At 45.1% G+C, this 17,136-nt stretch carries 14 protein-coding genes; 9 read left to right on the top strand and 5 right to left on the bottom strand.

Annotated features, from left to right (window positions below; genetic code table 11):
- Nucleotides 1–211: 211 nt before the first annotated feature.
- Complete coding sequence (rssA, locus tag SDEN_RS07420; RefSeq protein ID WP_011495862.1) at nt 212–1,213, bottom strand: patatin-like phospholipase RssA; 1,002 nt, start codon at nt 1,211–1,213, stop codon at nt 212–214.
- Between the two features lie 164 nt (nt 1,214–1,377).
- On the opposite strand from rssA, the gene SDEN_RS07415 reads away from it, so the two are divergent.
- From SDEN_RS07415 to SDEN_RS07375, 9 genes are all read left to right on the top strand, one after another.
- A complete protein-coding gene (locus SDEN_RS07415; protein WP_041406136.1) occupies nt 1,378–2,751 on the top strand; it encodes a DEAD/DEAH box helicase in 1,374 nt (457 codons plus the stop codon).
- Nucleotides 2,752–2,806: 55 nt separating this feature from the next.
- Nucleotides 2,807–3,244: a DUF3010 family protein gene (locus tag SDEN_RS07410; protein WP_011495860.1), complete on the top strand. Its 438-nt coding sequence runs from the start codon at nt 2,807–2,809 to the stop codon at nt 3,242–3,244.
- A 295-nt stretch (nt 3,245–3,539) separates the two neighbouring features.
- Nucleotides 3,540–4,040 (top strand): M48 metallopeptidase family protein, encoded by a 501-nt coding sequence (locus SDEN_RS07405; RefSeq protein ID WP_011495859.1) that lies wholly within the window; start codon nt 3,540–3,542, stop codon nt 4,038–4,040.
- Between the two features lie 566 nt (nt 4,041–4,606).
- Complete coding sequence (locus tag SDEN_RS07400) at nt 4,607–5,875, top strand: OmpP1/FadL family transporter (RefSeq protein ID WP_041405724.1); 1,269 nt, start codon at nt 4,607–4,609, stop codon at nt 5,873–5,875.
- A 323-nt stretch (nt 5,876–6,198) separates the two neighbouring features.
- Nucleotides 6,199–7,341 (top strand): efflux RND transporter periplasmic adaptor subunit, encoded by a 1,143-nt coding sequence (locus SDEN_RS07395; RefSeq protein ID WP_011495857.1) that lies wholly within the window; start codon nt 6,199–6,201, stop codon nt 7,339–7,341.
- Nucleotides 7,341–10,601 (top strand): efflux RND transporter permease subunit, encoded by a 3,261-nt coding sequence (locus SDEN_RS07390; RefSeq protein WP_011495856.1) that lies wholly within the window; start codon nt 7,341–7,343, stop codon nt 10,599–10,601. Before SDEN_RS07395 ends, SDEN_RS07390 begins: the two co-directional genes overlap by 1 nt.
- Before the next feature lie 78 nt (nt 10,602–10,679).
- Nucleotides 10,680–10,922 carry a YgaP family membrane protein gene (locus SDEN_RS07385; RefSeq protein WP_041406134.1) on the top strand — a complete coding sequence of 81 codons (243 nt, stop codon included), beginning with the start codon at nt 10,680–10,682 and terminating at the stop codon, nt 10,920–10,922.
- Between the two features lie 9 nt (nt 10,923–10,931).
- Complete coding sequence (locus SDEN_RS07380) at nt 10,932–11,342, top strand: rhodanese-like domain-containing protein (protein ID WP_011495854.1); 411 nt, start codon at nt 10,932–10,934, stop codon at nt 11,340–11,342.
- Nucleotides 11,343–12,153: 811 nt separating this feature from the next.
- The gene (locus tag SDEN_RS07375; RefSeq protein ID WP_011495853.1) at nt 12,154–14,565 is read left to right on the top strand and encodes a S8 family serine peptidase; all 2,412 of its coding nucleotides are present in this window, start codon (nt 12,154–12,156) and stop codon (nt 14,563–14,565) included.
- 126 nt (nt 14,566–14,691) lie between these two features.
- On the opposite strand, the gene SDEN_RS07370 is transcribed toward SDEN_RS07375, so the two are convergent.
- From SDEN_RS07370 to SDEN_RS07355, 4 genes are all read right to left on the bottom strand, one after another.
- Nucleotides 14,692–15,231, bottom strand: a complete 540-nt coding sequence (locus SDEN_RS07370; RefSeq protein ID WP_011495852.1) for a YaeQ family protein — start codon at nt 15,229–15,231, stop codon at nt 14,692–14,694.
- A 143-nt stretch (nt 15,232–15,374) separates the two neighbouring features.
- The gene (locus SDEN_RS07365) at nt 15,375–16,298 is read right to left on the bottom strand and encodes a precorrin-2 dehydrogenase/sirohydrochlorin ferrochelatase family protein (protein WP_011495851.1); all 924 of its coding nucleotides are present in this window, start codon (nt 16,296–16,298) and stop codon (nt 15,375–15,377) included.
- 86 nt (nt 16,299–16,384) lie between these two features.
- A complete protein-coding gene (locus tag SDEN_RS07360) occupies nt 16,385–16,744 on the bottom strand; it encodes a rhodanese-like domain-containing protein (RefSeq protein ID WP_011495850.1) in 360 nt (119 codons plus the stop codon).
- Nucleotides 16,745–16,776: 32 nt separating this feature from the next.
- Nucleotides 16,777–17,094: a DUF2007 domain-containing protein gene (locus SDEN_RS07355; protein ID WP_011495849.1), complete on the bottom strand. Its 318-nt coding sequence runs from the start codon at nt 17,092–17,094 to the stop codon at nt 16,777–16,779.
- Between the last annotated feature and the right edge of the window lie 42 nt (nt 17,095–17,136).

Raw genomic sequence — 17,136 nt, 5'->3', positions numbered from 1 at the left:
CATTAAGCGCCAGATAATCCAGTAATGCTTTGATCTAGATCATGATATTGAACACTGAAGAAAGGATGGATCATTCGAGCGAAGGCTGGAGGTAAGTAGCGGACAATAAACAGCGCAGCGAACCTATCTCTTTAATAGGAAATCTAAAAAAATGTAAATTGGGCCCTGAAATTGGCCCATGAATGTCGAGGATAAGTCAGCGATGGGTTAATTATCTTTGCGGCGCCGAATCAAAATCACCTATGCTCGCCTTGAGTAAATGGCTGATGTTCTCAACCGCTTGCTCTCCTGCCGCTATGGCTTCTGCTGCACGGTGAAACTCCATAGTGCCGATATCGAACACTTGGGGAACGATGCAAATGTCCGGCGGATCGCCCATTAAGCGCGCCCGTTTGTGGCGCTGCTCTAATATGTCCATGGATTGAGACATCACTGCCAACATGCCAGGATGGGAATTAACCCCTAGAGAAAACTTTTCAGTCAGGCCGCTTAAGTATTCTTTACTCTTGCCCCAAAGATCCATGAAGCCGGACTCTAGCTGAGGCTTTTCAGTCACAGTTTGAGACTTTTCAGCTTGGTGGCTGACCACTTGTTCTGGCAACATCATCATCTGACCACGGCGGTGACCATTAAGATCAACGGCTATCACTAAGTCCACTCCCATGGCCCGGCACAAGGACACAGGTACCGGGTTCACCACAGCGCCGTCCACCAGCCAGCGATCATCTTGTTGCACTGGAGGTAAAAAGCCTGGCATAGAACAAGACGCCCTTACCGCATGGCGCAAGTCCCCTTCTCGAAACCAAATTTCTTGCCCCGAATAGAGATCCGTAGCCACAGCAGCAAATGCACGCTTTAGTTGCTCAATTTTTAAAGCACCAACTCGGCTTGATAGCACTTCAAAGACTTTTTCACCATTGATGATACCGCCCTTACGCCAACGTATATCCATCAAACCCAGCACGTCCCAACTGGAAAACCCGCGCACCCACTTCTCAATTTCATCGAGATTGTCATTGGCATAAGCCGCCCCCACGAGCGCCCCCACAGAGCAACCTGCCACCTTGTCAGGAAAAATACCGAGTTTGGCTAGGCCATTAAGCACACCGATATGTGCCCAGCCTTTAGCCGCCCCACTGCCTAAAGCGAGGCCAATAACAGGTTTTTTAGGCTTAGGGAGATCTGCGGCCTTTTTAGTAATAATCAGTGCCATAGTTAGCTTATACTCCTTAAATAACCTTCAACAGCAGAATTAAAAAGTCAAAGACTCGAGCCTGATGACGCTGTGAAAAATAGTATAAGTAAAGCAGGTGTTGTTGGCTATACCTCAGTGAACCCGCTATAATGCTTGGCTATTATTTTTTAGGGGAACAACCTTTGCAATTTTCCGACTTTTCATTAGATAAGCGCCTGTTAGACAGCTTGAAACATCTAGGCATTACCACGCCAACACCCATCCAAGAACAAGCGCTGCCCATTGCATTAACGGGCAAAGATCTAATGGCGTCTTCAAAAACGGGCTCAGGCAAGACGTTAGCTTTCTTGCTACCCGCTATGCAAAGGATTATCTCCACTAAAGCCTTATCTAAGCGTGACCCTAGGGTATTGATCTTGCTGCCCACTCGCGAGCTTGCTCAGCAAGTTTACGGCCAACTCAGGTTGCTTGTGGCTAACACTCAATACAAGGCAGTGAGCATACTGGGTGGTGAGAATTTTAACGACCAAGCCAAAGCCTTAAGCCGTGAGCCCCACTTTATTGTGGCAACCCCTGGGCGCATTGCCGATCACTTGCAGCAGCGTCACTTGCACTTAAATGGCCTTGAATTACTGATTTTAGATGAAGCTGACCGCATGTTGGACTTGGGCTTTGCCCCTCAACTTGCCGCCATTAATGCCGCCGCCGATCATAAGCGTCGTCAGACATTGATGTTCTCAGCCACTTTAGAGCATGATGAAATTAACGAAATTGCGGCCACCTTACTTAAGAGCCCCAACCACATTGCCATTGGTGCGGCTTACACTGAGCACGCCGATATTACACAGCGCATTATCTTGGTCGATCACTTAGATCATAAACAAGCCTTGCTTGAGCATGTGTTAACTAATGAAACCAACAAACAGATCATCATCTTTACCGCCACCCGTGTCGATACTGAGCGCTTAGCAAGTTTGTTGGCGGATAAAGGCTTTGCCACTGCGGCATTAAGTGGCAATCTCAATCAAGGCGCGCGCAATCAGATCATGGATCAATTTGCTCGCGGTCAAAAACAAATTCTGGTCACTACTGATGTCGCCTCTCGCGGCCTTGATCTTATCAATGTGTCATTAGTGATTAACTTTGATATGCCAAAATTTGCCGAAGAATACGTTCACCGTATTGGCCGTACTGGTCGTGCTGGCGCTAAAGGAGATGCGGTCTCCTTAGTGGGCCCAAAAGATTGGGATAGCTTTATCAAGGTGCAAGCCTTCTTACGCAAGACCTTTGAGTTCACTGTCATCGACGGCCTAAAAGCCAAGTTCAGCGGCCTAAAAGCGAAAGCCAAAACAGATAAGGTCAATTCCACTAAACGTGTGGCAAAGGCGGCATCTAAAGCAAAATCACCCCATGCCAAGCCGGCGCCAAAGCGTGATAAGCGCTTTAGCACAGGTGTCGATGTGGGAGATGCGCCGATGCGCCGTAAAGTTAAGCCAAGCCTGATTATCGAAACGGATGCTAGCATTCAGTCCGATATCGATAATGATGACGAATAAATAGTAAAGGTCATGCTAAGCGTGGCCGTTCAACAGTTAAATGAGTAGGAATATCATGAAAATTTGTGGTGTAGAGTTAAAAGGTGGCGAAGCCATCATCAGTTTATTGACCTATGAAGGTGAAACCTTCAACGTCCCAGCCTGCCGTAAGGTGTCATTCAGTATTTCTCAGTCTGCCAGCACTGAGTCCATACGTGAGTTTCACTTTACCTTTCATAAGTTAATGGAAGATTACAAGGTTGATGAAATCGCCATTATAGAGCGTGAGCAGAAAGGCAAGTTGGCCGGTAGCGCCACTAGCTTCAAATTAGAAGCGGCAATTCAGTTAACTGAACTGCCTGTGCATTTGATTTCACCTGTGACCATTAAAGAGCAGCTAAAACGCAATCCACCTTTGGTTGATTTTGAATCGTTAGATCTTAAACGCGTCCAACAAAGTGCGTTTGATGTCGCCTATGTGCAGCACAATCGTCACATCTTCGGCAAAATCTAACTTTCACTGATAAGCACTTTAGTGCTTTATCAGGTGTAAAAAGAAGGACTACTGTGATGCACTGTGGTCCTTTTTGTATCTCAATGGCTGATAAAACAGTTCAGCTAGCTCAGTTAATAAAATAAAAACCAAAAAACTAAAGACCAAGACCAAGACTATGACTATGACCAAGAAACCCACAGCGCCGCCCGTCATGCCCAAAAAAGCCTCGAGCCAAGGGTTAAAACCAGCGACAGATATCGCCAGTCTAATGACCAGCGAGCAAGTCACAGCGGTTAAATCACAACAAGGTGTGATGCGCTTACTCAATGGCTATAGCGCCAGCGTTATCGAGCAAGTTCAACGGCATATCGAAGACAACAGCTTGGCTAGTTTGTTGTTGTCACGTCACCCCGTCATTCACGACGTTCGCACCGACAAGGCCCTGTATGACTATACACTCGGCTTTAAAAATCAGTTTATGCGCCAGTCAGATCCTTTGGCCAAGGTGATATATGATGAAAAAATCACCTTAACTCACCAAGCCTTAGGTCTACATTCTTTTGTTAACCGTGTACAAGGCAATAAGGTCAAAGCCAAGAATGAAATTCGTATTTCATCAAGGCTTAAACGCATTCCAGAACCATTATTGCGTATGGTCGTCATTCACGAATTGGCGCATTTGCGAGAAAAAGAGCACAACAAAGCCTTCTACAAGCTGTGCGAGTTTATGCTCAGTGATTACCATCAATTGGAATTTGATCTTAGGCTACTGCTTATCTGTGAACAACTCGGGCAATCGCCTTATGAAGCTTGAGTGATGATTTATAGCTGAACCTGCATTTGAAATCTGTGATTGTTAGGAATAATTACCCAACAAAACTAGACTCCATTATAGCCATTGCTGATTTTTCGCTCACCGAGTTTCTTTGTTTGTAGACACGAGTGCCATAGTGGATGTATCTGAGGATTAAATTGATGTTTTATGGTGCGGAGGTCAAATTTTGCAGGCTAGAAAGCTGAATTAAAGCCATTTTCTCATTTCAAAATAGGAATGCGTATTTAAATGTAAATATTCTCCCCCAAGCTCTGATATTTAACGCTTGCCATATCATTTTCACCCATGCTCACTACCCAAGATTAACACATTGTTATATATCACATTTACATCATAAAGCTATTAGTAACTCCTGAATATAGAACAAAGATACCCCACAATTAACTTAATAATAACAAATAGATGCAACTGGTCGGAGTTGTTAGCCTATGCTCTCATCCTTAAGATGCCCTCGAACAAATTAGTGTTAGCGCTCTAAGGCTATGCCGCAAAAGCAGTCTTCAGCCAAAGAGGTCGTCACTCACACAATAGAGATAAGTATAATAATGAATAAATTTAACAAGACACTCCTCGCTACTGCCATCACATTAGCCAGCACTCAAGCAATGTCAGCCGGCTTTCAGTTAAACAGTCAATCTGCCACCGGTATCGGCCGTGCTATGGCCGGTGACGCTATCATTGCTGACAACGCTTCAGTACTTTCACGTAACCCTGCTGCTATGGCATTGTTTGACAAAAAAGCACTATCTGTAGGGTTAACCTTTGCTGATATCGACGTTAATGTCGATGATGTTACCAAGACAGTTCCCGGCCTTGGGACAGTAAACTTTGGTGATGTGCACGGCGCCGCTGACAGCAAGATCATTCCAAACTTTTACTACATCAATCCTATCGACGACAAGTTTGCCATTGGCTTCGCCGCTTTTAGTAATTATGGCACTGGCACTGACTTAACCCCGTTAGCCAATGCTGGCGTCAACACGCCTGTAGGTTTTATGCCTGCTCCTGTGGATCTACTGGGTAACACTGAAGTGCTTACTGTTAATTTCAACACCAGTATGAGCTATCGTGTTAATGAAGAATTCAGCTTTGGCTTTGGCATAGATGCCATTTACGCCGAAGGCACCTTAACCCGTAAAGGCAGCGTACCTGTGGCTAATGTGGGTGTAGTGCCTGTGACCCTTGTGGATGTTGATGCCGATGGTTGGGCCTTTGGTGCTATTTTAGGTATGAGCTATGAAGTTAATGCGGATCACAGATTTGGTTTAAGCTATCGCTTTAGCCCAACCTTAAGCGCAAAAGGTGATATCAGTTTTAATCGTCAAGACTACGCTAAGATTGATATCCCTATGGCTGATATTGCTCAGTTCGCCGGTTTCCATCAGTTGACCGACACCTTCGCGGTGCACTACACGGCTCAGTGGACTAGCTGGAGCGACTTTGACCATATCACAGTCAAAAATAACCCCGTTCAGCAACACCTAAAAACATACCACTGGCAGGATTCTTGGTTCTTGAGCTTAGGGGCAACTTATAATATCAGCCAAGACTTAACGGCTCGTGTGGGTGTGGCTAGCGATCAAGGCGTCGTTGATCAATTGTCTTCATTGTCTATTCCTGATTCTGACCGTCACTGGTACACCACTGGACTGAGCTATCAGTTAAATGAACAATCGAGTGTCGACTTGGGCGTGGCTTATGTACGCGGCGAGAATGTCACTGTGAAAGAAAACAGTGCGATCTTAGGCGAGATTACAGCGCACACCCGCTCTAACGGTACTTACTACTCAGTGCAGTACAACTACAGTTTCTAAGCTGTTCTTGGGGTGAGTGTAAATAACTATCGTTAACCCATACAGTAAATAGAGTCTCATCATTAAAAACCGCAGCCTTTTGGTTGCGGTTTTTTTATGGCCCCGTCCTTGTGATTAGCAGCAATCACTTCTAGGATTTGTTACCCACACTCCACTTCATGAAGTTTTTCTAATATAATGATTGCAGTCGTCCAGCTATTCCATTAGAATTTTCTTATGGAAGATTGTTTTGTCACTATCAACACAGACTCGAACTGATTTAGGAACCTGTTCCTACAAAATAAAAAGCCAGTAAATCGAACCCAAAAAGAGAATACTTGCCCATGCAAACGCAAACAAGCTCAACACTTAAGGTCACATTGTCACGAACAAAGACTATGAGTGCCCTGTCACTGCTTGGCATTGCAATGCTAGCCCTATTAATATTCAGCATACCGCTCACTGTGCTGGCACAATCCCCTGAGACAAAACTTGCCAGTGTCGAGGTTAAGACCAGCCGCATTCCACAATACATAGAGCTCGATGCCAGAGTTGAAGCCGGCCAGGCTGCCACAGTCGCAGCCCAGACCTCAGGTCGGATTTTAACCTTATATTATGATGTGAATGATTTAGTTTCAGTAGGGTCACCTTTGCTGGAAATCACCAGTAAAGCCCAAAGCGCAGAGCTTGCAGGCGCCGAGGCCGAACTTGCCAAGGCCATGGCCATTAATCAGCAAGCCCAAGCCCAATATCAGCGGGTAAGTACGCTTTTCCCTCAAGGGGCGATTGCTCAAGGGGCGATGGATGAAGCCCGCGCCACGGCCAAAACCAGTGAACAAGCCATTAGCGCAGCCAAGGCAAATCTCATCAAAGCCAAGCAAACCTTAGATTACACCGTAGTCAGCGCCCCCTTCAGTGGCCGCGTCAGTGAGAGGCATGTGCAGCAAGGGGAAACTGTCTCCTTGGGACAAGCCTTATTTTCAGGCTACGATCCAACGTCGCTGCGACTGGTAACCCATTTATCCCAGCGCCTGTATTCAAGGCTCATTCCCGATGCCAAGGGCCAGTTCAGCACATATTTCAATCAAACCAACTTTACATTTGAGCAAGTCACAGTGATGGCATTTTCCGAGCCATCCAGTCACAGTCACCAAGTCAGAATAAGCTTAGAGAACCAGCCTCAATTGATGGAGCAACTCGTTCCAGGTCAATGGCTTAAAGTACGTTTCATGGACGAGTACACTGAAGGCTTGTTGATCCCTAAGAGCGCTTTAGTCAAGCAAGGTGAGTTTACTGGCGTCTACCGGCTCCAAGGCGCAGATATTCACTTGACTCAAGTGCGTGTCACTAAGGAATACGGTGAGCAATTGCAGGTTGTTTCGGGTCTAATTTCAGGCGATACCATAGCGCTAGATGCTCAATTGGCCCATGCCGCTTTGATTAAACCGAACCATGGGGCAAGTCAGTCTTCAGTGGAGGGCAACTAATGCAGCCCAATTCCTCATTAGGGATCTCAGGTCGACTCGCGAATGCCTTTCAGCATAATGCCATCACCCCCCTATTAGCGGCGCTCGGCCTCTTGATGGGATTGTTTGCCATTATAGTGACGCCAAAGGAAGAGGAGCCACAAATCGATGTGACCTTTGCCGATGTGTTTATCCCCTACCCCGGTGCTACCCCTGTGCAAGTCGAGCAACAAGTGACGCGCATCGCTGAGCAACTCATCAGTGAAATCAAAGGTATAGATACACTTTACTCATTCTCACAACAAGATGGCGCGCTTATTATCGTCATTTTCGAAGTCGGTGTACCAAGGGATGAGGCTATTATCAATCTGTACAATCAGTTTTACGCTAATAAAGACAAGTTCAATAGCGCTGCAGGCATTGGCGAACCGCTGATAAAACCTAGGGGTATTGAAGATGTGCCAGTGATGAGCCTAACATTATGGTCAGCTCCGGATGCCAATCAACCCAGTACCAGTGCCGCTGAGCTTACTCTGGTGGCGAGTCGTTTAGAGACTGAATTGCAACGCATTCCAGGCACCCGTGAGATTTACACTCAAGGCCGGCAAGATGCCGAGCTAAATATTCGTATAGACCCTATGAAGATGAACAGTTTTGGCGTAGGGCTGGATGATTTACTGGGGTTACTTGCTAATACCAATCAACTAATAAGCCCTGGCAACATCAGCCAAAATAATCAAGTTATCAAAATTCAATCGAATGATTTTATTCAAAGTGTTAGCGATCTCGAGCAGCTTATCATTAAGGTATTGCCAACCAAGGATAGCCAAGTACCTCAAGGGATTTATTTAGCCGATATTGCCGACATCAGCCTAGGGAAGGATAATCCCAAGGCGAATGTGTGGCATCACACCAAACAAGGCAGTTATCCCGCGGTTACCATCGCCATAGGCAAGCAAGTGGGACACAATGCCGTGGTGCTCACAGAGGCAATCAATGCGCGCCTTGCTAGCCTTAAAAATCAGCTTATTCCCGCTAATATCAATGTCACTGTTTCAAGGGATTATGGCAAAACAGCTGGAGATAAAGCCAATACCTTGATTTTAAAACTGCTGTTTGCCACCGCAGCGGTAATTCTATTGGTGTTAATTACCATGGGCGTGAAAGAAGCCTTAGTGGTAGGCATTGCCATCATCATTACTTTAGGCATAACCCTGTTCGCCTCTTGGGCCTGGGGTTTCACCTTAAATCGTATCTCATTGTTTGCACTTATTTTCTCAATCGGGATCTTGGTTGATGATGCCATAGTGGTGGTGGAAAATATTCACCGTCACAGGGCCATTAGTGATGCACCTTTAACCACTCTTATCCCCAAAGCCGTTGATGAAGTGGGTGGCCCCACAATTTTAGCCACTTTTACCGTAATAGCAGCATTGCTTCCCATGGCCTTTGTTTCGGGTCTTATGGGGCCATACATGAGCCCAATCCCCATCAATGCCAGCATGGGCATGTTAATTTCTTTATTAGTGGCTTTTATTATTACCCCTTGGTTGAGTGCTAAATTCTTATCCGCAAGTCACAGCTCAAAAACGTCATCAAAAGATCAAAACAAACCCACTTCAGGCTCTCGTCTAAACAGATTATTCACGCGCTTGATGGGGCCGTTTATTTTTGGCAAAAGTGCGAGCAAAAACCGTAAAGCATTAACCCTTGGGGTGGTGGCGCTCATTAGCGTCGCCATCGCCTTACCTATGATGCAAGCCGTGGTGCTCAAAATGTTGCCTTTTGATAACAAATCTGAGTTTCAAGTCATGGTTGATATGCCAGAAGGTACCCCTGTCGCCATGACTCACAGGGTATTAGCCGAGTTGAGCCAATACCTGATTGAGCAAGATGAAGTGCTCAACGTACAGGGGTATGCAGGCACCCATGCACCGATGAACTTTAATGGCTTAGTGCGGCATTATTATTTAAGAAACAGCCAAGAACTTGGGGACATCCAAGTTAATTTACTGGATAAATCCCAGCGTGAGCGAAATAGCCATGACATAGCTTTATCAGTGCGTGAACCGCTGCAACAGATAGCATCCCGTTATCATGCCAATGTCAAAATCGTCGAAGTACCGCCAGGTCCCCCTGTATGGGCGCCGTTGGTGGCAGAGGTTTACGGGCCCACCGCAGTCCAAAGGGAACACGCTGCACAGGCACTATTGAGCCGTTTTAACAACACCTCCGGCGTGGTGGATGCGGATATTTTTCTGCCAGCACCTCAGCAGCAATGGCAAATAACCATAGATAAAAATAAAGCCAGCCTACTTGGGGTGCCCTATCAGAGCATACTCACCGCCATAAAGGCTGCTGTGGATGGCATTAATATCGGCTATTTGCATCAAACTGACAGCAAGCTCATGCCAAGTATTCGGCTGCAATTTGATGACAGAAGCAAACAAGATTTGCAGCAACTTCTGGCCTTAAGACTCGCCAGCCTGCACACCAGCGATGGACAAAACACGACCACAGTGCCTATGTCTGAACTTATCAGCATAGAAAAAAGCACCATAGACACGAATATAGTACGTAAGAATATGCAGCCGATGATCATGGTGACTGCCGATATGGCGGGAGAGACTGGCAGCCCCCTCTACGGCATGTTCGATATGGTGTCTCAGATAAATAATCAGCAAAATGAGGCCCCTGAGCAAGCACTCAAGCAGCACTTTATTAGCGAACCCGATGGTTTACTGCACAGCAGTATTTTATGGGATGGTGAATGGAAAATTACCTATGAGACATTTCGTGACATGGGGCTTGCTTATGCCATAGGCATGATTGCCATCTATTTATTGGTGGTTGCCCATGTAAAGTCTTATAAAGTACCACTTATCATCATGGCGCCTATCCCGTTAACTATCATAGGTGTCATGCCAGGTCATGCCTTGCTTGGTGCACAATTTAGTGCTCCTTCCATGATAGGTATGATAGCGCTCGCTGGGATTATTGTACGTAACTCAATATTATTAGTGGATTTTATTCAACAACAAGTGGCTCAAGGTGAAAGCTTAGCGAACGCTGTCATTAATGCCAGTGCCGTAAGGAGTAAACCTATATTACTCACTGCTTTGGCTGCTATGTCGGGAGCATTATTTATTATCGATGATCCCATTTTTAATGGGTTGGCCATCAGCTTAATTTTTGGGATCTTAATATCGAGCCTGCTGACCTTAGTGCTGATCCCTGTGATGTATTTTGCTTTTATGGCGAACCCCAATGAACAAGATTAACCAAACATACCTTAGACACACAAAATTGATACTGCGTAAACTTCTGGAGTCGACATGTCTTTTACTATCCACACCAAGCTGTCATTAGAGCGGGCTATCATGGCATTTGCAGGCTTTATGATGCTGTTGTCATTAGGATTAACCGTCTGGTTAAGCTCACATTTTATCTGGCTAAGCGTCTTCGTTGGCGCTAATCTATTCCAAAGTGCATTTACTGGCCTTTGTCCTGCGGCTAAAGTGATGTCAAAACTTGGCATTAAAACTCAGGCCCAATTGACCCAAGATAAGCTTAACCCTAATTCTCATCATTCAACAAAATAAGGATATAAAGTGAACATACATTCAACTATTTCAGTTCAGATAACCCGTGCCATACAAGTGCTGTTAACCACATTATTACTGTTAACCAGTCCGCTCAGCTTGGCTCATGATAAAGGCCATGATGTAAGCACTAATGCCGCTTGGGAGTATATCGAACAAGGCGCCACCGTTATCGATGTACGCACAGCAGAGGAATTTGCCGCTGGGCATTTAGCGGGCGCAACAAACATTCCTTTCGAAGACATAGTTGCAGGTGTCAGTAAACTTGAGCTGGCCAAAGACAGCAAAATATTACTCTATTGTCGCAGCGGTCGTAGAAGCGGTATAGCCCATGAAAGCTTAGTTGCAGCAGGCTACAGCGACACTTTAAATGGTGGCGGCTATGATGCATTAGCGGCAAAGCCTGTCACAGCAAACTAATCTTATTTTTCCAATGAGTTAAATGACTTTCATCCAAGCCAATAAAACTCTTTGAATTCAATAAAGCCGTTGAGGTGTGCTATTTAGCTCAGTCAGCGGCTTTCTCTTATTTGACGCATCTCTCGGTGCTACGACTTTATAATCATAAACTTAAATCAGCCAGCTACGACTCTCATCATAATCAGATTGGTCTTGATACTTTCCTTTATTCATTGATCCGTCTGTCCCCTTTTTTTACCTCTTCAGTGTTGTGTGCATCTGTCATTAGTCATTAGTCATTAGTCAGCCTATAAAACAGTAAAACCTAAGGTTAGGTTAGCAATCATTCCATTCATGCTTAAAATCAAAGCTAAAACATATTGTTATAAAAAAATCAAGCGGGGTGACTTATATTTATAACGACTTACGCAGTTCAACCTAAAGGCTGAATGATTGATCGATTTAACAACAAATGTGTCAAAAAAATAAAATTAGATGAATTTTTTTAAAATTTTTTAAAACAAAAAACATTGTCTCCAACAGCAAACAAACTTGTATCCAGCGCTGTTATCGCCGAGCAAAAAAAACACGTATCACACTGATAGAAAAAGACTTTAAAATAAAGCATTCATTTGTCCAATAGAGAATAACAAGATGAAACGCATAGGATGAAAGTGTTAGAAACCACAAAAACACAGCAACCAGCAGTTAACAAGCTGTTTACACGGCGTATATAAATGGTTACATTTCTCGGCGCATAAAATGCAATCTGGCTTAGTTCCCCAGGTATAACAAAAAAATTTACTCTGAAGTTAACAATACGGAAGACAACATGAAAAAAAATACGTTACCGAAAGTAGCACTAGGGTTATCGACTCTAGCACTGGCAATTTCTGCCAGCGTGAATGCTGCACCAAACCTTGTAGGGATCAGCGCCTCAAACATGAATGCTGCCCAAGAAGCGCCATTACCTAAGCGTTATATCGTTAAATTTAAAAACGAAAATGCAGCCCAAAACCTATCAAGCGCAATGGCGGCTGATTTGGCATCTGACAGCATGAGCTATCAGCCACGCTCTAATGAAGTTTTCTCTCAGCTACGTGCACTTAATAGCACTCAAGCTAAAGAAATGAAGCGTATTGGCCGCAGCAACAGCTATTCTGTAAAGCTAGATAATAAAGCACTGAAAGCATTAAGACTTCGTGCCGACGTTCAATACGTTGAAGAAGACGTTCCACGCCGTTTATTGGCTGAAACCACCCCTTGGGGACAAACTTTCATCGGTACTACTAGCTTGAGTGATAGCCAAAGTGGTAACCGCACCATTTGTATTATCGACTCAGGTTATGATCGTAGCCATAACGATTTAAGTGGCAACAAGGTCACTGGTACCAATAACTCAGGTACAGGTAACTGGTATCAGCCTGGCGCTAATAACGCCCACGGTACTCACGTAGCAGGTACTATTGCCGCTATCGCCAACAACGAAGGTGTTGTGGGTGTGTTAGCAAACCAAAATGCTAACATCCATGTGATTAAAGTCTTTAACGAAGCGGGTTGGGGTTATTCATCGTCGCTTGTTTCAGCCATAGATACTTGTGTGAGCAAAGGCTCTAACGTCGTTACTATGAGTTTGGGTGGTTCACAATCAAGCACTACTGAAAGCAACGCCATGGCAGCCCACCATAACAATGGTGTATTGTTGATTGCTGCCGCGGGTAACGCGGGTAACAGCACTCACAGCTATCCTGCATCTTATGACAGCGTGATGTCAGTTGCGGCAGTCGATAACAATAAAGACCATGCGGCATTCTCTCAGTACACTAACCAAGTTGAAATTTCAGGACCTGGTGAAGCGATTCTATCGACTGTGACAGTCGGTGAAGGTCGTTTAGCGGATATCACAGCTGGTAGCACGTCATACTTTGCCAGTGGTGTCGTGCCACATAATCGTCTAGTCCCCAATGGCACTAGCTATGCACCAGCACCAGTAAACGCCAGTGCAACAGCAGTATTGGCTGAGTGTACCGTCAGTGGCACCACATTTAATTGTGGCAACATGAGCAACAAAATCTGTTTAGTTGAACGTGTGGGCAACCAAGGTTCAAGCTATCCTGAAATCAACTCAGTTAAGGCATGTAAAACTGCGGGCGCAAGCGGCGTGATCGTTTATTCGAACACTGCACTTCCTGGTTTGCAAAACCCCTTCTTAGTTGATGCAAATAGCGAAATCACAGTGCCTTCTGTGTCAGTTTCACGTGCTACAGGTCTTGCACTTAAAAGCAAAATCGGTACGACTGTGACTGTTGAAAACCAAGGTAGCAAAGATTACGAATATTACAACGGTACTTCAATGGCAACCCCACATGTATCTGGCGTTGCAACCCTAGTTTGGAGTTATCATCCACAATGTACTGCTAAGCAAATTCGTGCCGCGTTAAACGCGACAGCCGATGACTTAGGTGTTGCCGGTCGTGATGATAAGACAGGTAATGGTATGGTTAACGGCGCTGCCGCTAAAGCCTACTTAGATGCTTCTTGTAACGGTCCTGTAACTGTGGGTAGTGTGCTTAAAAATGGCGTAGCTAAAACAAACCTTAGCGGTGCTAAAAATGCTGAATTATATTACACCTTAGAAGTACCAGCGGGTGCAAAAAACCTAAGCTTTACCATGAGTGGTGGCACAGGTGATGCTGATCTTTATGTTCAGTATGGCGCAGCCCCAGGCACAGCAACAGGGACTTATGATTGCCGTCCATACAAAACCGGTAACAACGAGTCTTGCCCAATTACAACTGCGCAAGCGGGTACTTACTACGTGATGGTTAAAGGTTTCTCAGCCTTTAGCGGTGTAAGTCTAGTGGCTAACTACACAGCATCAACACCTGCTACTGGTGGCCCGGCCACTTATACTAACGGTACTGACTATGCGATTCCTGATAACAATGCAACTGGGATCACAAGTTCAATCACCGCAACTCGCACTGGTGATTCAGGTACTGTGACTGTCGATGTTAATATTGTTCACACTTACATAGGTGATTTGACTGTTAGCCTTATTAGCCCAACGGGTCAAACTGTTGTGTTACACAACAAGACGGGTGGCAGTGCAGACAACATCATTCAGAGTTATACAGCTAATATGACAGGTGTTGAATCAAGTGGTGTATGGAAACTTAAAGCCGTTGATAGCGCAAGCCAAGACACAGGTTATATCAACTCTTGGACACTAACATTTAAATAAACTTAAATGGTAAAACCAAAAAAGGAGCCAAACGGCTCCTTTTTTCTTTCACAAAGATGATTTTATACCCATCACATTAATTATTTGAGTTCCCACTGAATGACCAGATAATTAATACGATTGGTATTAAGCCTTAAGTATTTCGGGTTCTATCAGTAGGCTATGTTCACTATTTGACAGCCACACTTGTCCCTCACTGATACTCACTTGTAAGTTCATATTGCGATCGACAAACACCTCCATTCCCTTGGCCGACTCTTCGGCAATATTCATTACCGAAAGATTTTTGTAGCGTTCAAGGGCTGGGCCATTTTGCTGCCACCAAATAGGCACACTGCGGCCACCATAAGTGTATAACTGCACTTGCTTAGCGCGACCACAAGCCTTTCTAAGCCATTTCTCATCTGCTTGGCCGAATTCTACCCACAATAATATTTCATCGCTAAGGCTCTTCTCCCACAGCTCAGGCTCATCATCGACACATAAGCCTTTGCTAAAACTTAAGCTTTCAGATGCATTTAAGATAAAGGCTAATAAACGCACCATCATGCGGCTGTTAGTCTCTGATGGATGCTGTGCCAAGGTTAATTGATGATCGGCATAATAATGCCTGTCCATATCCGCAATTTGTATGGCTGCTTTAAATACTGTGGCCTTAGGCGCCATGCTCTTACTCCAATTCAATAAAAAATAAACCGAGGCACGCTGGCCTCGGTTTTAAACACGTCTTTAATGGGCTCATTGTAAACCTTTAACCTAAAACTCTATATGAAAACCGTACAGGTAGGTTAATTGAGTGTCGAGGTTATCTATAATGAACCCGGCTTAATAGATTGAGCTTGAGGAAATTGGTCTTGTAAGGCTGCAATCTCAACGGGATTGGCAAAAATTAGCATGCGTTCACCTTGAGCTAAGCGCCCTGTTAACTGGGTAAAGTGAGGAATCCCCGCTCGATTGGCATCACGCCTTAGCAGTTCATTAATTTTAAAGGGTATGGATAAGTCGGAATAGATACAATCAAGCTGAGAAAACAGCGGCATCACAGCCAATGGTAGCCATTGCGCCTCTATGCAACTATCGAGTAACAATAGTCGTCCCTGTCGCTGGCTGTTGTCTTGGGCTAACGTCATCGCTTGCTGGAAATGCGTTGGGGTATCGTTATCCCACTTGTCGCCATTAAGGTCAAAAAAGTGCTCCCACAACAAACGTCTCGACTTAGGAGCCGCAACATTTTGCTGCACTTCATCACGGCGCTGAGCCACAAAATCAAATAATGGAGATAAAGATTGCGGTAGCCAAGATTCAAGCCGTGCTCGTAAACTTCTAGCGAATACGGGCGCTGCGCCTGCGGTGCTAATAGCCACCACCAAGCGGCCCCTGTCTATGATGGAGGGGGTGATAAAGCGGCAATATTTAGGATTATCCACCACATTGCACCAAATACCGGCTTGTGTGGCTGCCTCTGCAAGGTCAATATTAAGCTGTTCGTTCGCGGTAGCAAGATAGATAAGATCGAATCCCTGCATGTCCTCAAGTGTCGCTGGACGGCGCTCCAGTGCGATCCGCCCTTCAGCCTCAAATTCATCCACTTCGGCCGTGGTTGCTGGCGCCAAAACCTGAATACGCGCGTCGGTTCTGGCAAGTAAAGCCAGTTTTCTACTAGCGACCTCTCCCGCACCAACAATCAGCACAGACAGTGCCTGGGTATCGACAAATAGCGGAAAATACTGCATTAACTTTACTGCCTTTAACTAATCTGGAGCTGGATTTAAATATCAAACATTAACCTTGAACAAAAGGTTCGCATTAATGATTAAGCTTAATCTTGGACTATGGGAAGCTGTTGTTGCACCCAAGCACTATAACCGCCAGTTAATGACCCCACATTGGTGTAACCCATTAATTGCAAATTATAAGCCGCTAATGACGAGCGGTAGCCTCCACCGCAATAGAGTAACAAGGCTTGTTCTTTATCGGGGAAACGTTTTTCTATGTCACGCTCGATAATGCCGCGACCTAAATGCTTAGCCTGAGGCAAGTGACCTAACAGCCATTCATGATCTTCACGCACATCGAGAAGCTGCCATGCATCATTCTCTTGATATTGCGCAATACTCACGTGTGTCACTCTGTCTAGTACGGTTTCGACTATGGCAACAAAACCTGGACTGTGCTGCATGATAAATTCCTTGTAAAGATAAAATATTGGGACTAGTTGCGGGGCTCACTTTTTTCAGCACTGCAATGCCAACATAAATCGAAATTGGCCTCGTTCATTTCATGGCATTGCACGCACTGCCACTGAGGCCCCTCCACTTCCATTGAACCAAGCACTGCTTGCGCCTGAGCAAGTTCAAGCTCAGCGACCCAAAGTTCCACATTTTGCACATCAACAGGCAGCTCTCCGACACCGCCAAGCAGCATCTCTCCCTTTAGCTCAACACAAATACCACAGGTCTCTAATAAGCCTTTCCATGTATGGGCTTGTAGTAGGTTACCTTCGGTCAGTAATGTCTTTCGTTCATCCATTTTATCGTCCTACTGCATTGCTCTTGTGGCAAATTTAATCAT

This window comes from Shewanella denitrificans OS217, assembly GCF_000013765.1.
Lineage (GTDB): Bacteria > Pseudomonadota > Gammaproteobacteria > Enterobacterales > Shewanellaceae > Shewanella > Shewanella denitrificans.
Note: the sequence above shows the minus strand (reverse complement) of the source record. Positions and strands in the feature narration are given on the sequence as shown.